Raw genomic sequence first — 19,360 nt, forward strand, 5'->3', positions numbered from 1 at the left:
TTATTTCGCTGACGGTGCTGCGAAGCGGGCCGGATCCACGGATGGATTCAGCTTCACGGACGTTACCTTGCGCTCCCAGTGGAACTCATGGTTGGCGTAGGTGATGGCGAAGGGCAGCTTGATCGCACCCACCGCGCGGTAGTCGTCGTAGTTCACCTGCAGTGGCAGCATGCCGAGATAGGTCGGCGCGCCCGTGGTGTAGCGCAGCAGCAAACCGGTTTCGGTGTCGAAATCGTAGCTGGCAAAGCCATGATCGGTGCGCACGGCGACGACATAGGCTTTGTGGCCGTTCACCGTCCGCACGCCAAACACGCGCGCCTTGGCGGCGTCGAGCCCGGCTGCCGGATACAGCGGCACATCGGTGCGCAACTGCGCGACGGTGCTGCTTTCTGGGTCCAGATCGGTTCCGCGCCGCCCGACTGTCCAGAACTGAGCGCCGTCATAGCCGGACTTCGCCGTGCCTGCCACCAGCAGCAGCTTTCCGTCTGCGCGCGTCAGCGTCACCGGCGTGTTCCGGCCAAACCCTGCGCGCTCGGCTTCGACCGTTTCCGCATGCACCGCGCCCAGGGCGTCGGTGCCGCCAATGGCCGCGAGGTACTTGTTCAGAATGTCCTTTGCGCTCGGCAACTGAGACCGTGCCGGGGAGGCCTGCGCCTCGCCCTCGCCTGAGACCCGTTCGCCAATGCCGGGCGATGAGGTCGCCACCAGGCTGGCCACGCTCAGCCGCCCTTCCGGATGCGGACTGCCACGATGGCAGGTGTAGCAGTTCACCTCCTCGCGGCCGTCGAAGGTGGATTTATTGACGGCGTAGACCATCTCCACCATCTGCCGTGCCCGCCGCTTGGGTGGTTTGGCGTCAGAGCTGAAGTCGGCGGTGTTGTGGCAGAAGCTGCAGTGCACGCCCAGCGAGCTGGCGATGAAGTCCATCGTCGGCCGCAGCTCATTGGCAGGCTTGCCTTGGAAGACCTGAATATTTTTGAAAACCTGATCGGCGGTCTTCTCCGCTGCCGTTTGTTGACCCGCCGCAAAACCCACCATGCCCGCCAAAGCCACACCAAGGACAAGCGAACGTAACCTAAGTAGCCGCATGCCCCTACACTACACCCGATGCTCTCGTGCCACGGCGGCTTTCAGGGATGGCCCGCCCGCGCGCTTCCCGCGCTGCCCCACAGCCGCTGCAGGCCGTGCTCCATCTGCGCCGCGCTCAGCTTGACAGGATCGGGCAGCGCCGCCAGCCCCCGGCGGGCGTCGCCCAGTGCCGCCTCCACGCGCCCCAGTTTCCAATTGGCCGCACTCACCGTCGCGCAATCGAAGGCGTTCGTGCAGCCGCCCCCGTTTGCCGCCTCTTGCAGAAACTCCCGGGCGGCTTCCCGGCTCCGGGCCACCGCCGGCGCGGCCGCTTCGATCCGGGCTGCGCTGAGCAGCAGGTTGACATCGGCCGCCGGCCGGCGAGCCAGCCGTTCCATGCGCAGCCGCGCCTGCTGCAGCCGCGCTCGCGCGCCGGCCGCATCGCCGGCGGCCAGCAGGCTGGCCGCCAGATCGGCACCGCTGTCGGCAACACTGGCTGCCGCCAGTGGCCGCAGGGGATCGAGCCGCTCGCTCTGCTGCGCCAACCCCAACGCCCGCCGGGCCAGCCGGTTGCGCTTCTTTCCCGCCGGCCGGTGCTCCAGATCGATAAGCAGCATCCCGCGCAGGCGCCCGATGTTTTCCACGTCCGCCGGGTCGGCCGCAGCCAGCTTTTCGCCCAGCGCCTCCGCTTGTTCGAAATCGGCTCGCGCCGCCGCCGGGGCGCGTTGCAGTTCCATCTGGGCGCGCGCGCCATAGGCAACCGCCAGATCGAACTCAGCTTCCCGGTTCGCGGGATCGGCCGCCGCCAGCGCCGCGGCGCCGTTGACGCCTTTGCTGGCCGCCGCCAGCGCCGCCGGATACGCGCCCGCGGCGGCCAGTGCCGCGGCCAGATCGCAGTCCACGCCCGCATTCCAGCGCTGATACTCCTCCCGCCCCGGCGCCGCTTCCAGCAGCACCACGCTCAGATCGCGGGCGCGGCGGTAATCGCTCACCGCGCGCCGGTACTGCGGTGCTGCCGCCCCCGGTTGCCCGAATCTCAGCCGCAGGGCCTCCGCCTCGTCGAACTCCACTCCCGCACGGCGGTAATAGGCCGTGCTCAGGCCGTACAGCGCGTTCACGTCGCTGGGCGCGCGCGCGGCCAGCGCGCGGCTGAGCGCCAGGGCGCGCGCGTAGAGCCGGCTCGCCTGCCGCAAGTGTTGCTGATACAGCAGCGGATCGCCCAGCGCCAGCGCCGCCGCGGCTACTTGCTGCTGCGCCGCCGCATCCGCCGGTCTTTGCTGCAGCGCCGCCGCGGCGGCCCGCAGCGCCTCCCGCAGCGTCGACTCGGCCGCGGCATAGCGTTCCAGCCGGGTCTCGATCCGTCCCACCAGCATCTCCGCCTCGACCGCTTGTTCGGCGTCGAGCGGCCGCAGCATCCTCAGGGCCTGCTCCGCCGAGGCCAGCGCCTGCTGCGTGCGCCCCAGGTTGGCCTGGTACGGCGCCCCCTGCAATTGCGCCAGCTTCAGATACCCCAGGGCCAGATCGTAGCGCGCCGCTGCATTCGCGCCTGGTTCCCGCGCCAACCGCTCGAGGCGCGCCAGGCTGTCGTCCACCATTTGCTCCCGTACCCGCGTGCCGCCCGGCAGGCGCGCAATGGCGCTATCCAGTTGCAGCAGATCGGCCGCCGCCAACTGTTGTAGCGCCGTCCCGCGCTGTTCCGCCAGCCGCGCTGCCCGCTGCGCGCGCCGCATCTGCCAGAGCGTGCCCGCCAGCAGCAGCGTCCGCTGGCGCCGGAACAGCAGCCGCGCCCGGTGCGGCCACGGCCCCGCCCGCGCCAGCGGCGGCCGGAAGTTGAGAGAGCGCCGCAAATCCTGCGCCAGCGCATCCACCGAACTGTAGCGTGCTCCTGCATCCGGTGCCTGCGCTTTGGCCGCAATTGCCTCCAGGTCGGGCGAGCCGGCTGGCCCCAGCACCCGCCGCAGAATCGCTCCCAGCGCGTACACGTCACTCGCCGTGGTCAGCGGCTCGCCCCGTGTCTGTTCCGGGCTGGCGTAGCCCGGCGTCATGTAGGCCGCCAGCCCGCCGCCACCCTCGCCTGCGGCATGACTGTCCAGCAGCCGCGCAATGCCAAAATCCAGAAGTTGCGGCTCGCCCGCCGCATCGACCAGAATGTGCGCCGGCTTCAGATCGCACAGCAGCACCAGTTGCTGATGCGCGTAGCTCACGGCCGCGCACGCCTTCAGGAAGAGCTTCACCCGCTCCGGCGCGCTCAGCCGCTGTTCCTCGCACCAGGCGTCGATCGGGATGCCGGCGATGTATTGCATCGCCAGATAGCCGCGGCCGTCCTCGGCCGTGCCGGCGTCGAGAAAGCGGGCGATGTGGGGATGCTCCAGCCGCGCCAGCGCCCGCGCCTCCGCGCTGCGCGCGCCCGACAGCCGCGGCAGCAGCTTGAGCGCCACGGGGCGCTCCAGCGGCGGATCGGCGCGCAGCGCCAGGTACACCACCCCCATGCCGCCGCGCCCCAGCTCGGCAATCGGCCGGTAGGGTCCAATGCGCGGCGGCAGCGCCGGCTCCAGAAAAAGCGCCCGCGGCATCATGCCACGCCAGCAGCCGCGCTACTTCGCGTGCGATTGCCGCCGGCGCGCTCGCCAGCCCCCGCACCCGTTCCTCCGGCGCCAGCTCGACCAGCTCAGCCAACAGGACTTCCGCGCTCACCTCATCCGGCATCGCCTTCGGCTGCAGCCGCTTTGCAGCCGCCCTCCAGCTCCCCGTACAGCCACGCCCGCGCCCAGGTCCACTGCCGCGCCACGCTGCGCGACGAAATGCCCAGCACCTCTGCTGCCTCTTCGACCGTCAGGCCGGCAAAGTAGCGCAGCTCCACCAGCCGGCATTTCTCCGCATCCATGGCCGCCAGTTTTTGCAGGGCAAGGTCCAGCGCCAGCAGATCGGCGCCGCGCGGCGCCACGCTCGATTCGCTCAGCGTCCAGGCCTCGGGCGCGGTGCGCTTCGCCGCCCGCCGCGCACGCGCATGATCCACCAGAATGCGCCGCATCATGTGCGCCGCCACGCCATAGAGCTGCTGCCGTTCCTGCCAGTCCACGGCGCTCTGGCGGCTGAGCCGCAGAAAGGCCTCGTGCACCAGCGCCGTCGCCTGCAGCGTCGGCGCCGCGCGCTCGCCCCGCAGCGCCCGCTGCGCAATGCGCCGCAGGTCCTCGTACACCAGCGGCGCCAGGCGGTCGAACGCGCCCTCCTCGCCTTGCTGCCAGGCGCGCAACAGCAGCGTGATTTCGCCGGCTTCCGCGCTCATTCCGGGGGCCTCTCGCCAGCATTCTACACTGACTGAGGCCCCGGAGTTGTCCCACGGCTAATTGACAGTCAGAGTGAGTTGTTGTGACCGGCTTCCGGTGGTGCCCGTTGCCGTCAGCGTCAGCGTGTAGGTGCCCGCGGGCGTGCCGGAGGGTGAGCTCGTCGGTTGCGTCGGTCCGAGAATGGGGCTACTGCCGCCGCAGGCTACCATCAGGCTCAGGGCGCCCATGCCCGCCACGGCCGCCAGCCAGCGCCGCGCCCGCGGCCGGCCGGCCAGCCCGCGCCAGCCCGCGCCCAGTAAGCCCAGGGCGAGTGCCGCCAGCAGCCCATCCAGCTCCGGCCAGCCTGCCGGCGGTGCTGGTGACGCCGGCGGCGCGATCAGCCCGCCCGAGCGCGCCTGGGTGGTTACATTGACGCTCACCGGTACCGCGGTGCTGCCCAGCCCGAAGCTGTTGGGTACGGGCGCGCAAGTCGCTCCCTGTGGCGCCCCCGTGCAGGTCAGGTTGAAGGTGCCACTGGCGCCTGCGAGCGGCGTGAACAGCAGGCTATAGCTGGCCGAGTTGCCCGCGGTCACGCTGGCCGAGGTCGCCGACCCGCTCGCCGCCGCGACCGTCATATCCGTTCCGGTCCCGCTCAGCGCCGCCGTCGCCGGCGAGCCGCTGCCGGTAAAGCTCACCGTCAGCGTGCCCGTCCGGCTGCCGGTTGCCGTAGGCGTAAACGTCACCGCAACCGTGCAGGTCTTGCTTGCCGCCACCGAGCTGCCGCAAGTGTTGGTCTCGGCAAAATCGCCCGAGACGGTGATGCCGGTCACCGGAATCGCCGCGCTGCCCGCGTTGCTGATCGTGATGGTTTGCGCCGCGGCCGTAGAGCCGGCCAGCTCGCCGCTGAACGTCAGCGACGAGGGCGACAGCGTCAACTGCGAAAGAACGCCGGTGCCGCTGAGCGCAATCGACTGCGGCGAACCGGCGGCGCTGTCGTTCACCGTGAGCGTGCCCGAGGCCGCACCGGTCGCCGTGGGCGCAAACGTCACCGCGAAGCTGCACGTCTTGCCCGCAGCCACGCTCGAGCCGCAGGTATTGGTCTGGGCGAACGGTCCGGTGAGGGCGATCGAGTTGATCGCCAGCGCCACCCCGCCGCTGTTGGTCAGGGTGATACTCTGGGCCGCGCTGGTCGTGCCTGTCGCCTGTGCGGCGAACGTGAGCGACGTGGCTGAAGGCGTTGCCGTCGCCGGCGCCGCTCCCGTCCCGCTCAGCGCCACGGTCACTGCATTCGTGACAATATTGGTCTGCACCGAAAGCGTGCCGGTCCGCGAGCCCGTCGCGGTGGGCTTGAACGTCACCGAAACGGTGCAGCTCGCGCCCGCCGCGAGCGACGCTCCGCAGGTATTGATTGCGGCAAAATCCCCAGTTGCGGCGACGCTCGTGATTGTCTCCGCCGCCAGCCCAGGGTTGGTCAGCGTCACCGTTTCCGCCGCGCTCGTACTCGCCGTCGCCTGCGCACTGAAACTCAGGCTTGCCGGTGCCGGTACGGGCAGCCCGGCCGCATTCACAATCTCCAGCACCCGGTCGGAGCTGTTATCGACGACAAACAAATTGCCGCTGTTGTCGAGGCGTATGGTTTCCGGATCGCCGAGGTGCGCCTTGCTGGCCGCGCCGCCTTCGCCGCTATAGTCATCCACCCCGGTTCCTGCCAGCGTTTCGATATTTCCCGTCGCGGCGATCACCTCCCGCACCCGGCTTGCCCCCGAGTCGGCCACGTAGATATTGCCCGCGCCGTCGACCGCGATGCCGTCGGTAAACGTCAGCGTCGCCGCCGTGGCCAGACCGCCATCGCCCGCGCCCGCAGTCCCGCAGCCGCAGCCGGCGACGGTGGTGATGACCCCGCTCTTGGCGCTCACTTCACGGATGCGTCCTTTCACGTCGGTGGTCATTCCTTCGTCGTCGGTGCCGCCGTCGCTGTCGGCCAAATACAAATTGCCACTGGCGTCCACCGCGATCGTGTTCGGGCCCAGGAGCTCGGCGCTCGTGGCTGCGCCATCATCCCCGCTGAAGCCATACGTCCCGTTGCCCGCTACCGTCGTGATCACGCCGCTTTTGGCGTCCACCCGGCGCACTCGGTAGTTGTTCGAGTCGGCAATGTAGAGATTGCCCGCGCTATCGATCGCCAACCCGTAAGCACCATGGATTTCCGCGCTGGCTGCTGGCCCGCCGTCACCGCCATAGCCGCAGGTGCCGGTTCCGGCGTACAGGCTTAGGCTGCCCGCGGGCGTAATCTCCTCGACCGCGCAGCCGCTGCCGTCGCCCACAAACAAATCGCCCGCCGCGTTCTCGACCACGTCTTCCGGATCATTGAGTTTCGCTCCGGTGCCCGTGTCGCTCGCAATACTGTGGATATTTCCATCCGCTGTCATCTCGTCCACGCCGCCGCCGCTGCCCTCCACCGCCAGCAACAAATTCCCGCTCCCATCCGGCCACACCCCGGTGGAGTTGATGGCCGAGTCCAGCGCCGTGTAGGTCGGATCCGATGCCCCTGTGTGAACAAACGAATTGAAAAAATGTCCGTTTCCCGCCAGAATCGTCGCCGTTCCTCCGGCAGGGATCTGGTACACGTAAGGGCCATCGTTGTCGGTTATATCCAGATTCCCATGGCCATCCACGAATATGCCGCGGATGTTGTATAGCGTATGCGTCCCAAGATTGGCCCCCGACGCCGCCGCGGTGAGCGTGTTTCCCCCCGCTTTGATTTCCCAAACTACCTGCCCGCTGCTCGAGTCGGCGCCGAAGTACAGGTCGCCGGCGGCATCCACGTACAGGGCGCTGATGCCCGTAATCGCCGGCGCGGTCGCCGCCATGCCCGCCGCCGCCGCGCCGCTTCCGCCGCCGGCAATCACGGTATCGTTGCCGTTGCTGAGATTGATTTCCGTGATATTGCCGTTGATGTAGTCGGCTACATACAGGTTCTTGCCGCTGGGATCCAGGGCCAGCGCAGACGGCTCCTTATACGCATACGCCAGCGCCTGCGTACCGCTCCCTCCGCCACCCGCGATAGTCGAAATGTTGCCGGTCGCCGCCGATACTTCCCGCACCCGGCCGCCAGCCTCATCGGCCAGGAAGATATCGCCGCTGCTGTCTACGGCCAGGCCTTCCGGATCCTGTAGTTCCGCCTTCAGCGCCAGTCCGCCGTCGCCTGCCAACCCCACCGTGCCGTCACCGGCTACGGTACTGATGTCGCCAGTCGAGGCATCAATTTTCCGCACCGTTCCATTGCCCCAATCGGCGACATAAATGTTGCCCGCCGCATCCACCGCCATCCCGAAGATATCGCTCAGCGTTGCCGCCGTCGCTGGACCGCCGTCGCCATTGTCCGGACACGGCTGGCCATCCCCGTTCGCACCACATTCCAGGGATGCCCCTGTACCCGCGATGATCGTAATGATTCCCTTCGAGTCAATCCGGAACACGTGCTGCTCATCCCGGAACAGAAAGTTCCCGGACGCATCCGCCGCCCCGTTGCCGGGGCGACTCAGGCTGGCAGCGGTTGCCGGAATATTGTTCGGCCCGCCGCCGGCGACGGTCTTCACCGTAATCTGCTGCGCGGCTAAGGGCAAGGCAATGGCCAGTGCCACGGCGGGCGCCAGCCAGTTCAGGGGGTGGAAGCTACGGGTCATAAGTTTCCCTCTCACTCCACTAACGCGGCTTCCGCCGCGAAAGGCTGCCACTGGCAGCCTGCGGCGGCCATTTGCGCGTTCTCTAACATGGGGAAAAGGTGTGTCCTGACCCTGCTGGGTCTGGCCTTGGCCGTGGTTCTGCTGGCGGCAGCTTGGAGGAGCCCTGAGCGCCAGCGGGCGGACCCTGCCGGGAATCGAAGCCCGCACTCCAAGCGACCAACGGGAGCGACCAGGGCAAAAAGTGGCGAGCCACTGGCGCAGCAGCCAGGACGCCGTGCCTTGGTCGAGCAGGCGTTCCAGCAGGTTCTAGGCCGTTCGCCCGGCCCAGACGAGCTGCGCTATTGGCTTGCCGTGCCGGCGAACGACCCCCGCGTGCAGACCGAGCAGGCGCTGGTGCGCCAGCAGCGACTTTTTCTGGAGCGATTTCCCGCAGCCCGCGCCGCCGTCATCCAGCGCGCGTTTGCCGCTGCCCTGCACTGCACGCCGAACGCGGCCGCCCAAGGCGCGTGGGATTTGCTGATCGAGACCAGCGGCACGACTTACGCCGAACTGGTCACCCAGCTCCAGCATCTCGGTCCCGCCGCGCGCACGCAGTGTGCCCACTGACTGCTTCCGGTTCTAAACTGAATAGCCATGGACGTGCCCTCGCTCCCGCTGACGCTCTGCGCTCACGCCCGCCTGGCGCACAGTCTGCGCGCGGCTTACGACGAGCGTCAGCGCGCCGCCGGCCGCCAAAGCTGGCCCACCGCGCCCATCTTTACGCTGGACGCCTGGCTCGAGCGCCTCTGGGCAACGGGGGGCGACCGCATGTTGCTCACCAACCTGCAGGAACAGTTGCTCTGGCACCAGATCATCGCCGCCCACGCTGCCGGTCGCGAGCTGCTCGATCTCGATGCCACCGCAGCCGCGGCTGCCGACGCCTGGCGCCTGGCGCAGCACTGGAACTTGCCGCTCACCGGCGAGGCGTGCCAGGAAAGGGAAGAGACCGCCGCCTTTTCGGTCTGGGCAGAGGAGTTTCAGCGTGCCTGCCGGCGGCAGGAATGGATCACCACCGCCGGACTGCCCGCCACCATTGCGGCGCGTTTGCCGGCCGCTGCACTGCCGGCCGCGATGCAATGGGTCGGCTTCGACGAACTCTCGCCGCAGTTGCACGAACTCGTGAGCGCCCTCCGCACCGCCGGTGTCAGCGTCGATGTCGCAACACCAAGCGCCGAGCCAGTCTGCCCGGAGGTCACGCAGTTCTCCGATCCCGGTGCCGAGCTGCAAGCCGTAGCCGCCTGGGCGCGCAACCTCGTCGAGCAAAACCCGGCGGCGCACATCGGCGTCGTCGTTCCCGGCCTCGCCGCCCACCGCTCGACCGTCGAGCGCATCTTTCTTGAGGTTTTCCATCCTCGCCGCCCGCCCTGGGATGACGCGCCCCGCGCCTTTCATCTTTCCCTCGGCCCACCCCTCGCCGAGGCTCCCGCCATCGCTGCGGCCTTGCAGTTGGTCGAGCTTTTCTCCACGCGCGGTCTGGTCGAATCGTCCGCCGCCCTCGCCTGGATCCGCTCGCCGTTTCTTGCCGGGAGCGAGACCGAAACCGCCGCCCGCGCCCGCCTCGAGCAGGAGATCCGCGGCCAGCAGCGCGAGCTCTGGCGCTGGTACGATCTCGCGCGTCTCACCGCCCGCCACGGTCCGGCACTCGCTGCGAGTCTTCGCCGCGCCCGTGCCGTCGTCCGCCGCTGGCCGCAGCGGCAAGCGCATCAACCCTGGGCCGAATCGTGGGCCGCGTTGTGGGAATCGCTCGGCTGGCCGGGCGAGCGCCCGGTCGAGAGTGCCGGCTGGCAAACCATCGCCGCCTGGCAGCGCCTGCTCGACGACTTCGGCCGCCTCGATCAGGTCGCCCCGGCGCCGGTCGATAGCGCCGCGGCGCTCACCCGCTTGCGCCGCGCCGCCGCGGCACGCCCCTTACAGCCGCAGGCCGCGCCTGCGCCGGTGCAGATTCTGGGCTGGCTTGAAGCCTCCGGCTTGGAATTCACGCACCTCTGGATCTGCGGTCTCGACGAGCAAACGTTGCCCGCGCCGCCGCACCCGCATCCCTTCCTGCCCCTCGCCCTGCAGCGCGAGCGCAACCTGCCGCATGCCAGCGCGGCGCGCGAGGCCGAAGTGGCGCAGCGCCTGTGGCAGCGCTTGCTCTGCAGCAGCCCGGATGTGCAGGCGAGTTTTGCCGCCTCCGATGGCGAGGGCCGCCCGCAGTTGCCCAGCCCGCTGCTGGCTGGGCTGCCGCTCCGCCACTCCCCCGCAGTCCTCCCTGCCACCCAAACCGCAGACCAGGAGACCCTGGACGATCATCTCGCTCCGCCCGCGACGGAGCCCGAGCGCCGCGCCGGTTCGGGACTTTTTCTCGATCAATCCGCCTGCCCTTTCCGCGCCTTTGCCCACCAGCGTTTGCACGCCCGCGCTGCGCCCGCGCTCGCCGTTGGTCTGCCCGCGACCGTTCGCGGCGCGCTGCTGCATCGCGTCTTGTGCGATCTCTGGGCTGGGCCGGATGCGGGCGACTTTTCCGCCGCGCGCATCGAGCGCCTGGCCGCTGCCGCTGTCGCGGCGGAGCGTCGCCTCGCCGGCAGGCCGGGCCTCGCCGCCACCGAAGGCGCACGGCTGGCTGCCGCCGTGCTCGCATGGTGCGCGATCGAGCGCCAGCGCCGGCCCTTCCACGTCCTGGCCACCGAGGATTGCCTCACCGCCGCCTTCGCCGGCCTGGAGCTGCATCTGCGCCGTGACCGCATCGATGAGCTGGAAGACGGCAGCGCCATGGGCAGCCTTGTCCTGCTCGACTACAAATCCGGTGAGTGCTCCACCGGCGCCTGGGCCGGACCCTATCCCGAGCAGCCGCAATTGCCGCTCTATCTGGTAACCGAGCCGCGGCGCGCGCAGGTGGCTGCGATCACCTTCGCGCAAGTTCGCAGCGGCGACATGGCGCTGGTCGGTGTCGAGCGTTCCCCCGGCACGCTGTTGTCCGAACCGTTCGCGCATCCGAAATGGATGCTTTCCTGGGAAGACCAGCGCGCACGCTGGGATCGTGAGCTGCACGCGCTGGCGGAGGAATACTTGCGCGGCGAAGCCCGTGTTGAGCCGCGCCAGCGCACCAGTTGCGAGCATTGTGATCTCCACGCCCTCTGCCGCATCCGCGAGCGCCGGGCGCCGGATCCCGGCGAGGAGGAGGAAGCGGATGCCGCAGCCGGCTGAAGCTCCCACTGCCGCCCTGCCGCCCGACCATCGGGCCCGCGCGGCCGCCCTCGCCGTCGACCGTTCCTTGCTCGTTCGCGCTCCTGCCGGTTCGGGCAAAACCGAACTGCTCGTCCAGCGCGTGCTGGCGCTGCTCGCCGTCGTGCATGAGCCCGAGGCCATTCTCGCGGTCACCTTTACCCGCAAAGCGGCCGCCGAGATGCGCGCGCGCGTGCTGGCCGCCCTGGCCGCCGCCAGCGGCCCGGAACCCGCCGCGCCTCACGAGCGCCAAACGTGGCGTTATGCCGCTGCCGCACAGGCGCAGGCGCGCGCGCGGGGCTGGGATCTCGCCGCCACCCCCGCGCGCCTGCGCGTCATGACGCTTGATTCGCTGGCCCTATCGCTCGCCGGCCGCATGCCCTGGCTGTCGCGCCTGGGCGCGCCGCCGCAGCCCACCGAAGACGCCGCGCCTCTCTATCGCGCTGCCGCCCGTGCCCTGCTGCAGCGCCTGGACGAGGAACCGGGCAGCGAGGTCGCCGCCGCGATCCGCTCGCTGCTGCTGCGGCTGGACAACAATCTTGAGCGCGCCGTGCAGTTGCTCGCCGAACTGCTCGCCAGCCGCGAGCAGTGGCTGCCCCTCACCGCCCATGCCGGAGCGGCCAATGCCCGCCAGCGTCTGGAGCAGGCCTTTCAGGATCAGCTTGAACTCGACCTCGCCGACGCTCGCGCCCGCATCGCGGCCGATCCCGGTGCGCCGCCGCAACTTCCCGCGGCTGCGGTGGCCGCGCTGCCCGAGTGGCAGCTCCTGGCCGAGAGCGTGCTGACCAAAACCGGCACCCTCCGCAAGCGCAATCCCGCCTGCATTCTCAGCGAGCCCGCCTGCAAGGCCTTGCACCGTACGCGCCGCCTGCAGCCGTTGCCGCTCGATGACGCCGCCTGGGAGCGCCTGCGCGACCTGTTGCAGCTTCTGCCTTTGGCGGCGGCCGAACTCCAGCTCGTCTTCCGCGACCGTGGCGCCTGCGACTTTACCGAGTGCACACTGGCCGCGCTCGCCGCCCTGGGCGAAGCCGGCAACCCGTCCGTGCTCGCCTTCGCTCTTGACGGACGCCTCCAGCATCTGCTCGTCGATGAAGTGCAGGACACCTCCGCCTTGCAGTTCGCCCTGCTGCACAAGCTGGTGAGCGATTGGCAGCCGGACGACGGCCGCACACTCTTCCTGGTGGGCGACCCGATGCAGTCCATCTACGCCTTCCGCCACGCCCGTCCCGATTTGTTCGAGCATGCGGCGACGCACGGCCTGGGCGCGATTCGACTCGAAACCCTCGATCTCACTGCCAATTTCCGCTCCCACCAAGGTCTGGTGCAGTGGTTCAATGCGACGTTTGCCACCCACGCCAGTGCCGTCCACCCCGAGCTCGAGGCCGCCGCAATCCTGCATCCGCTAATCGCCTCCGATCCGCAACTGGAAGCCCAGGAACTCGCCGCCGTCGCCGCCCGCGAGCGTGCGGCGCATCCGGACGCCTCCATCGCCATTCTCGTCCACAACCGCAACCATGCCGCCGCCCTCCTGCCCGCGCTCGCCGCGCGCGGTCTGCATCCCCAGGGCGTGCGCCTGGCGCCGCTCGCCGCAAGCCCGGTGGCCACCGATATCCTGGCGCTGGCCCAGGCCGTGCTCGATCCCGCCGATCGTGTCGCCTGGCTGGCCCTGCTGCGCGCGCCCTGGTGCGGCCTCACCCTCGCCGACCTGCACGACCTCTGTCAGGACGATGCCGCCTCCACCGTCGCCGAACTCTGGCACGCGCGCCGCGCCCATTTGTCCCCCGACGGCCAGACGCGCGCCGCGCGCGTCTGCGAAATTGTGTCCGCGGCCGCCGCCCAGCGCGGCCGGATCTCGATGCGTGCGCTGGTCGCCTGGTGCTGGCGGGAACTCGGCGGTCCGGCCTGTGCCGCGCGTGCCAATTCCGCCGATGCCGCTGCGGTGTTCGATCAACTAGAGTTGGCCGGGCGCACTCCCGGCGGCCTCGAGCCGGCCGCCCTGCAAGCATCGTTGGCGAATCTTTACGCACCGCCCGATCCCCGCGCCGACGCCAGCCTGCAAATCATGACCGTACATCAGGCCAAAGGCCTGGAGTTTGACGTCGTTCTCCTGCCCTCGCTGACCCGCTACTCCCGTCCTGACGACCTCCGTCTGCTGGACTGGATCGACTGCCCGGCGCCCGCGCATCGCGAGGCCGCCAGCCAATTTCTGCTCGCCGCGCAGGCGGCACGCGGCGGCGACAATCGCCACGTCGAGTTCGTACGCCGCCGCCGCGTCCGCCAGAAACAGCAGGAGCAGCTCCGCCTTCTGTACGTCGCCGCCACCCGCGCCCGCCAGCGGCTGCACCTGTTCGCGGCCCTGCCACCGCACGCCAAGCAAGATCCTCAGCCCGATTCCCGCTCGCCTCTGGCGTGCGTCTGGCACGCGGTGAGAGATCAATTTCTCGCTCCGCACCGTCCCTTCCTCACTGATCCGCAAGCTGCCGCTGCCGCACTCGCCGCCGCGCATCAACTTCCCGCCGCCGCGCCCGCGTCCGCTCTGCGCCGCGTGGCCGCCGGCTGGCGCCCAACGCTGCCCGCCGACCTGCCTTGGCACGCCGTATCCGGGGCCACGCCGCCGTCCGAAGCGCCGCAAGCCTTGCACGTCGCCGGCGCACTCTCGCGCCGCATCGGCGTCGCCGTCCACGCCATGTTGCAAGCCATGGCCGACGTCGAACCCCTCGCCTGGGACCCCGCTCGCCTCGACCTCTGCCTCCGCAACGCCGGTGTCACCACCGCGGACCTCGCCGCCGCCCACACCGAGGCCGCCGCCGCGCTCGACCGCACTCTGGCCGACGAGCAGGGCCGCTGGATTCTTTCCCCTCACGAAGACGCACACACCGAATGGACTCTGAGCGGCCTGAGCGGCGGTGCGCTTCAGCACGCCATCCTGGACCGCAGCTTCCTCGCCAACGGTATCCGCTGGATCATCGACTACAAGCTCTCCACCCACCAAGGGACACGTCTCGAGGCATTCCTGTTTCAGGAAAAGTTGCGCTATCAGCCGCAGCTCAATGCCTATGGCGCTTTTCTATACTCCCTGGACCCCTTGCACTCCGTCCACTGCGCTCTCTACTTCCCCCTCCTCTCCTCTTTTCTCTCCTGGCAGCCATAACCGCAAACTATAATTGCCATATGGCGACACCCGCACGTGCCCTTCTCACTCCCGCCCAGGCCACCGCCGAGGCCTTGGGCGGCGCGAAACTGCTCGGACGCATCGTCCGCACGGGCGACGATCTCACCGCGCTCATTCGCCAGGGTCTTCCCGCCGCCAGTGTGCGCGGCTTGGCCGGGCGCCTCGCTCTGGATCACCGCGCCGCCGCGCAAGCCTTCGGCATCGCGCCGCGCACCTTCAGCCGCCGCCTCAGCAGCCGCTCGCGCCTCACGCCCGCCGAATCCGATCGCGCCGCCCGCCTGGCGCGCGTCTTCACCATTGCCGTCGCCACCATCGGCGACGAAGCCAAAGCCGTGACCTGGTTGCGCAGCGAAAATCGCGCCTTGCGCGGCGCCCGCCCGCTCGATCAGCTTGACACTGATCCCGGCGCCATCGGTGTCGAAGATGTTCTCGGCCGCATCGCGTACGGTGGCTACAGCTAGTGCGCCTGTTTCGCATCTGTCCGGCGCGCTTCGCCGCCGACATGTGGACCGGCGAAGGCGCCTGGCGCTTCGGCGCGCGCTGGAACTCGCGCCATGTCCGTATCGTCTACACCAGTACCACGCTCGCGCTCGCGGCGATGGAGTTTTTCGTGCACCTCGATCCCGTCTCCGCGCCCGACGATTTGCAAGCCTGCTCGGGAGACCTCGATGACGACGTTGCTGTCGCAACGCCGCTCCTGCCTCCGCGCTGGCTGGAGTCGTCCTCGCAGCATCTGCAAGCGCTCGGCGACGATTGGGTTCGCCGTGCCAGCAGCGTTGCTCTACGCGTCCCGTCCGCCGCCGTCCTGGGTGAATGGAATGTCTTGCTGAACCCCGCCCACCCCGATTTCCGCCGCTTCCACCCCCACCGCCCGGTTCCGTTCCGCTTCGACCCCCGCATGTTTGCCCGCTCCTAGACCACTAGATGTAGTGGTCATTTGCTATCACACACTCCCTGTTTGGTTTATTCTCTTGATTCGAGGTCAAGTGCCGGATAACATGCCTCCAAGAGAGTGATCCAACGTAGTTGGAGGGGGTCTGAGTGCTCAAATTACGAAAACTGCAACTCCAGGGCTTCAAATCCTTCTACGAACGCGCGGAGGTCCAGTTTTCCGGCTCCGGTGTGGTGGGTATCGTGGGACCCAACGGCTGCGGCAAATCCAATATTGCCGACGCCATCAGTTGGGTTCTCGGTGAGCAGTCAGCCAAGTCGCTGCGCGGTGGCCGTATGGAGGACGTCATCTTCGCCGGCACGCGCGACCGCGCCGCGACCGGCATGGCCGAAGTCAGCCTCACGCTCGTCGATCCCGCCGAATACGCCCTCGGCGTCGCCGAAGCCGGCGAAGAAGAACCCGAAGCCGAGATCATGACCCCCGGTTGGGGCGACGAACCCTCCGAGGCCGTCTCCGAACCCGAGTCCGACGACGCCCCCGAGCCCGACCTGACCCCTGGCCCCTCGCCCCTATCCCCTGTCGTTCTCACCTTTCGCAAACGCCGCAAGTTCCGCGCCCGCAACCGGCGCGGCGAAATCCAGGTCACCCGCCGCCTCTTCCGCGATGGCGCAAGCGAGTACCTCATGAACGGCCGCCCCTGCCGCTTGCGCGACATCCAGGAGCTGTTTCTCGGCACCGGCCTCGGCCCCGAGTCCTACGCCATCATCGAACAGGGCCGCATCGGCCAAATCTTGAGCTCCAAGCCCTACGACCGCCGCGCCATCATCGAAGAGGCCGCCGGCATCAGCAAATACAAGGCCAAGCGCCGCCAGGCCGAAGCGCGCCTCGAAGCCGCCCGCCAGAATCTGGCCCGCATCAACGACATTTTCGAAGAAGTCACCAAACAGGTCGCCTCGCTCAAGCGCCAATCCTCCAAAGCCGAGCGCTACCGCCAGTACAAGCAGGAATACGACGCGCAGCAGCGCCAGCTCCTGCGCCTGCGCGCCGCTGCGCTCGCCGCCGCCGCCGGCGATCTGGCTGCGCGCCGCGCCGAACTCGACGCTGCCGTCGCCGCCGCCCAGGCCGAAGTTGACGCGCTCGAGGCCGCCCGCGCCGCCGCGCTCGCCCGCTGCCAGACGCTCGAAGACGAGCTGCGCGCCGCGGCCGAATCCGCCGCCGGCCTGCGCCGCGAAGCCGACGCCGCACGCCAGCAAGCCGCCTACGATGCGCAGCAGGCCGAAGACCTCGCGACCCGCGCGGTCGAAAACCAGGCGGCGCAGGCGCAGGCGGGCGAGCAGCGCCGGCAACTCGACGCCGAACACACCCAGGCCGAAGCCGCCCGTGCCTCGGCCGCCCAAGCCCGCTCCGCAGCGCAGCAAGCGCTTGACGCCCGGCAGCAGGCCTACGCCGCTGCGCAGTCGGACGAATCGGCCGCGGCCGCGGCCAGCGCCACCGCCCGCCGCCAGGGCCTGGACCTGTTGCAGCGTGCCGCGCAGGCCACGACCACCGCCACCCAGGAGCAGACGCGCCTGGAGGAACTCGACCGCCTGCTCGAGCGCTTCGGCCGCGACGACGCGGCCGCCCGCGCCGAGCTCGACGCCAGCGGCGCCCGCCGCGGCCAGCTTGCTCTCGAATTTCAGGAGCAGGAATCCGAAGCCGGCCGCCTGCGCGAAAGCGTCGAGGCGCTCGAGGCGCAATGCGCCCGCCTCGCCGCGGCTCTCACCGCCGAGCGTGACGCCGAACAGCAGGTCCGCACCCACCTCGCCGGCGCCGAAGCCCGCCGCCGCTCGCTCGATGAAATCGTCGCCGGCCACGGCTACAGCAGTGAAGCCGTGCAGCGCCTGTTCAGCGGCAGCGGCGTCGCCTCCACCGGCGTGCTGGGCGAATTCATCGAAGCCGAGGCGCCTTACGACCGCCTGGTCGAGCAGTTCCTGCACGACGAGCTGAACTACGTCGTCGTCGGCGACTGGGACGCTGCTGCAGCCGGTGTCGCTCTCCTCCGCCAGGAGCAGCGCGGCCGCGCCACCTTCCTCGTGCACGAGAAGGCTGACGAAGTCGCTGCCGTGCCCGCGTCCATCGCCGTCCAGGAAAGCGGCGCCACGCCGCTGCTCGACCACATGAAAGCCCTCAACGGCTTTCACTCCGGTCTGGGCGCGCTGCTGCCGCGCTTGCGCGACGCCTACGCCGTGGCCGATGCCGCACAAGCCCGCGCGCTTGCCGAGCGCCATCCCCACGCCTATTTCCTCACTCCCGACGGAGCCTGCTACCACCGCGGCACCCTCACCGGCGGCGCCGGACGCGGTGCCGGCCCCCTCAGCCTCAAGCGCGAGTTGCGCGAGTTGCGTCAGCAGGAGCAGGATGATGCCGCTGCCCTGAGCCGGCATCAGCAGCAAACCGCCCTGCTCACCCGCGAATCGGAAACCGCGCAGCGCGACCGCGAGCGCCAGCGCCAGCTTTTGCACGAGCTCGACACCCGCCGCCTCACCAGCGCCCAGGCCGTGCGCCAGCTTGAAGACGAGCAAGCCCGCGCCCAGGCCCGCCTCGCCCAGGCGCAGCTTGAGGCCGAACGCGCCCGCGCCACCCAGGCCTCGACCCGCGACCGCCTCGCTGCGGCGCAGGCCGAAGCTGAAACCCTGCGCCGGCAGCAGACCGATTCTGCCGCCGCGCAGCAGCAGGCCGAGCAGGCGGCCGCCGCCGCGCAAGCCGCCCGCACCGCCGCCGCCGAAGCCCTGGGCGCCGCCCAAGCCGAGCAGGCCCGCGTCGATGAGCGCGCTCGCGCCGCCTCCGCCACCGCCGAGCGCCTGGAGCAGCTTCTCGGAGACTTGCACGCCCGCCTGCAGCAGTTGCAGCGTGAAGGCGAAGACCTTGCCGCCCGCCGCCAGCAGCGCCTTGCCGCCCATGAGGCCGGCCTCGCCCGCACCACCGGGCTCGAAGCTTCGCTCACCGCCGCCCAGCAAACCCAGGCCGCGCAAGCCGAAGCGCTCGCCACCGCGCGCGCCGCCACGCAATCCGGCGATGCCGCCCTGCACGCGCAACGCGCCTCGCTCGACGCCCGCCGCGCCGAACTTGCCGAAAATCAAGTCGCCAACGCCCGCCTCGAAACCGAAGCCGAGCACCTCCGCCAGACCTGCCGCGACGACCTGAGCTGCGAGCTCGAAGCCCTGCTCGCCGAACCCGAACCCGCGGCCGAAGCACCGACAGACCTTTCTTCCCTCGAAGAATCCGTCCGCGCCCTGCGCCAGCGCATCGAAAATCTCGGCCCCATCAACATGATGGCGCTCGAAGAGTACGAAGAGGCCCGCCAGCGCCACGAGTTCATGGAAACCCAGCGCCGCGACCTGCTCGACTCCATCGCCGACACCCAAAAAGCCATCCAGGAGATGGACACCATCTCGCGCCAGAAATTCGCCGAAGCCTTCGAGCGCATCAACGAGAATTTCCAGGAAAGCTTCCGCCTCCTCTTCGGCGGTGGCCAGGGCTTCCTGCGCATGAGCGAGTACGACTCCGGCGAGGGGCGGCGCAGCGCCGGGTTGGGGCAAGAGGGCCCCCAACCCGGCGCGAGCACAAGCGGGACGCGCGGCGCAGCCGCGCTGGGGCCCGCGCCAAGCAATGAACCGGGTGTCGATATCGTCGCCCAGCCCCCGGGCAAAAAATTGCAGAACGCCCTGCTGCTCTCCGGCGGCGAAAAAGCCATGACCGCGATGGCGCTTCTCCTGGCGATCTTCCGCTACCAGCCCAGCCCCTTCTGCCTGCTCGACGAAGTCGATGCCCCCATGGACGAAGCCAACGTCGCCCGCTTCGCCGACATGGTGCGCGGCCTCAGCGCCGAGACCCAGTTCATCGTCATCACCCACAACAAGCGCACCATGGAAGCCGCTGGAACCCTCTACGGCGTCACCATGCCCCAGCCCGGCTGCTCCCGCCTGGTCTCGGTGATGATGGAAGAACAAGCCGAAGCCGCCGCCAGCTAAGCGACGCACGGCGGCCGCGCTAC

The 19,360-nt window shown here is 69.5% G+C and carries 10 protein-coding genes; 6 read left to right on the plus strand and 4 right to left on the minus strand.

All coding sequences use genetic code 11. The features are described 5' to 3' along the window. The 4 genes from EPN33_05195 to EPN33_05210 form a co-directional block, all read right to left on the minus strand. Positions 1 to 1,089, minus strand: a complete 1,089-nt coding sequence (locus EPN33_05195) for a c-type cytochrome (GenBank protein ID TAN23298.1) — start codon at positions 1,087 to 1,089, stop codon at positions 1 to 3. Positions 1,090 to 1,130: 41 nt separating this feature from the next. Then, positions 1,131 to 3,644, minus strand: coding sequence for a serine/threonine protein kinase (locus EPN33_05200; protein ID TAN23299.1), 2,514 nt, complete (start codon positions 3,642 to 3,644; stop codon positions 1,131 to 1,133). A 119-nt stretch (positions 3,645 to 3,763) separates the two neighbouring features. Beyond that, positions 3,764 to 4,354, minus strand: a complete 591-nt coding sequence (locus tag EPN33_05205; GenBank protein TAN23300.1) for a sigma-70 family RNA polymerase sigma factor — start codon at positions 4,352 to 4,354, stop codon at positions 3,764 to 3,766. Positions 4,355 to 4,411: 57 nt separating this feature from the next. After that, positions 4,412 to 8,020, minus strand: a complete 3,609-nt coding sequence (locus tag EPN33_05210; protein ID TAN23301.1) for a choice-of-anchor D domain-containing protein — start codon at positions 8,018 to 8,020, stop codon at positions 4,412 to 4,414. A gap of 87 nt (positions 8,021 to 8,107) precedes the next feature. Between EPN33_05210 and EPN33_05215 the strand changes: the two genes are divergently transcribed. From EPN33_05215 to smc, 6 genes are all read left to right on the plus strand, one after another. Then, positions 8,108 to 8,626, plus strand: coding sequence for a hypothetical protein (locus EPN33_05215; protein ID TAN23302.1), 519 nt, complete (start codon positions 8,108 to 8,110; stop codon positions 8,624 to 8,626). A gap of 27 nt (positions 8,627 to 8,653) precedes the next feature. Beyond that, complete coding sequence (locus tag EPN33_05220) at positions 8,654 to 11,245, plus strand: hypothetical protein (GenBank protein ID TAN23303.1); 2,592 nt, start codon at positions 8,654 to 8,656, stop codon at positions 11,243 to 11,245. Continuing rightward, positions 11,229 to 14,414: a hypothetical protein gene (locus EPN33_05225; protein ID TAN23304.1), complete on the plus strand. Its 3,186-nt coding sequence runs from the start codon at positions 11,229 to 11,231 to the stop codon at positions 14,412 to 14,414. Before EPN33_05220 ends, EPN33_05225 begins: the two co-directional genes overlap by 17 nt. Then, entirely contained in the window at positions 14,144 to 14,896 is a 753-nt protein-coding gene (locus tag EPN33_05230; protein TAN23305.1) for a DUF2384 domain-containing protein, read from the plus strand. Before EPN33_05225 ends, EPN33_05230 begins: the two co-directional genes overlap by 271 nt. Then, positions 14,896 to 15,351 (plus strand): RES domain-containing protein, encoded by a 456-nt coding sequence (locus EPN33_05235; GenBank protein TAN23306.1) that lies wholly within the window; start codon positions 14,896 to 14,898, stop codon positions 15,349 to 15,351. The genes EPN33_05230 and EPN33_05235 overlap by 1 nt, the downstream gene beginning before the upstream one ends. 125 nt (positions 15,352 to 15,476) lie before the next feature. Then, on the plus strand, positions 15,477 to 19,337 hold the full coding sequence (smc, locus tag EPN33_05240; GenBank protein TAN23307.1) for a chromosome segregation protein SMC: 3,861 nt from the start codon (positions 15,477 to 15,479) through the stop codon (positions 19,335 to 19,337). The last annotated feature ends 23 nt before the right edge of the window (positions 19,338 to 19,360 follow it).

It is taken from the genome of Acidobacteriota bacterium (assembly GCA_004299485.1).
GTDB lineage: Bacteria > Acidobacteriota > Terriglobia > Terriglobales > SCQP01 > SCQP01.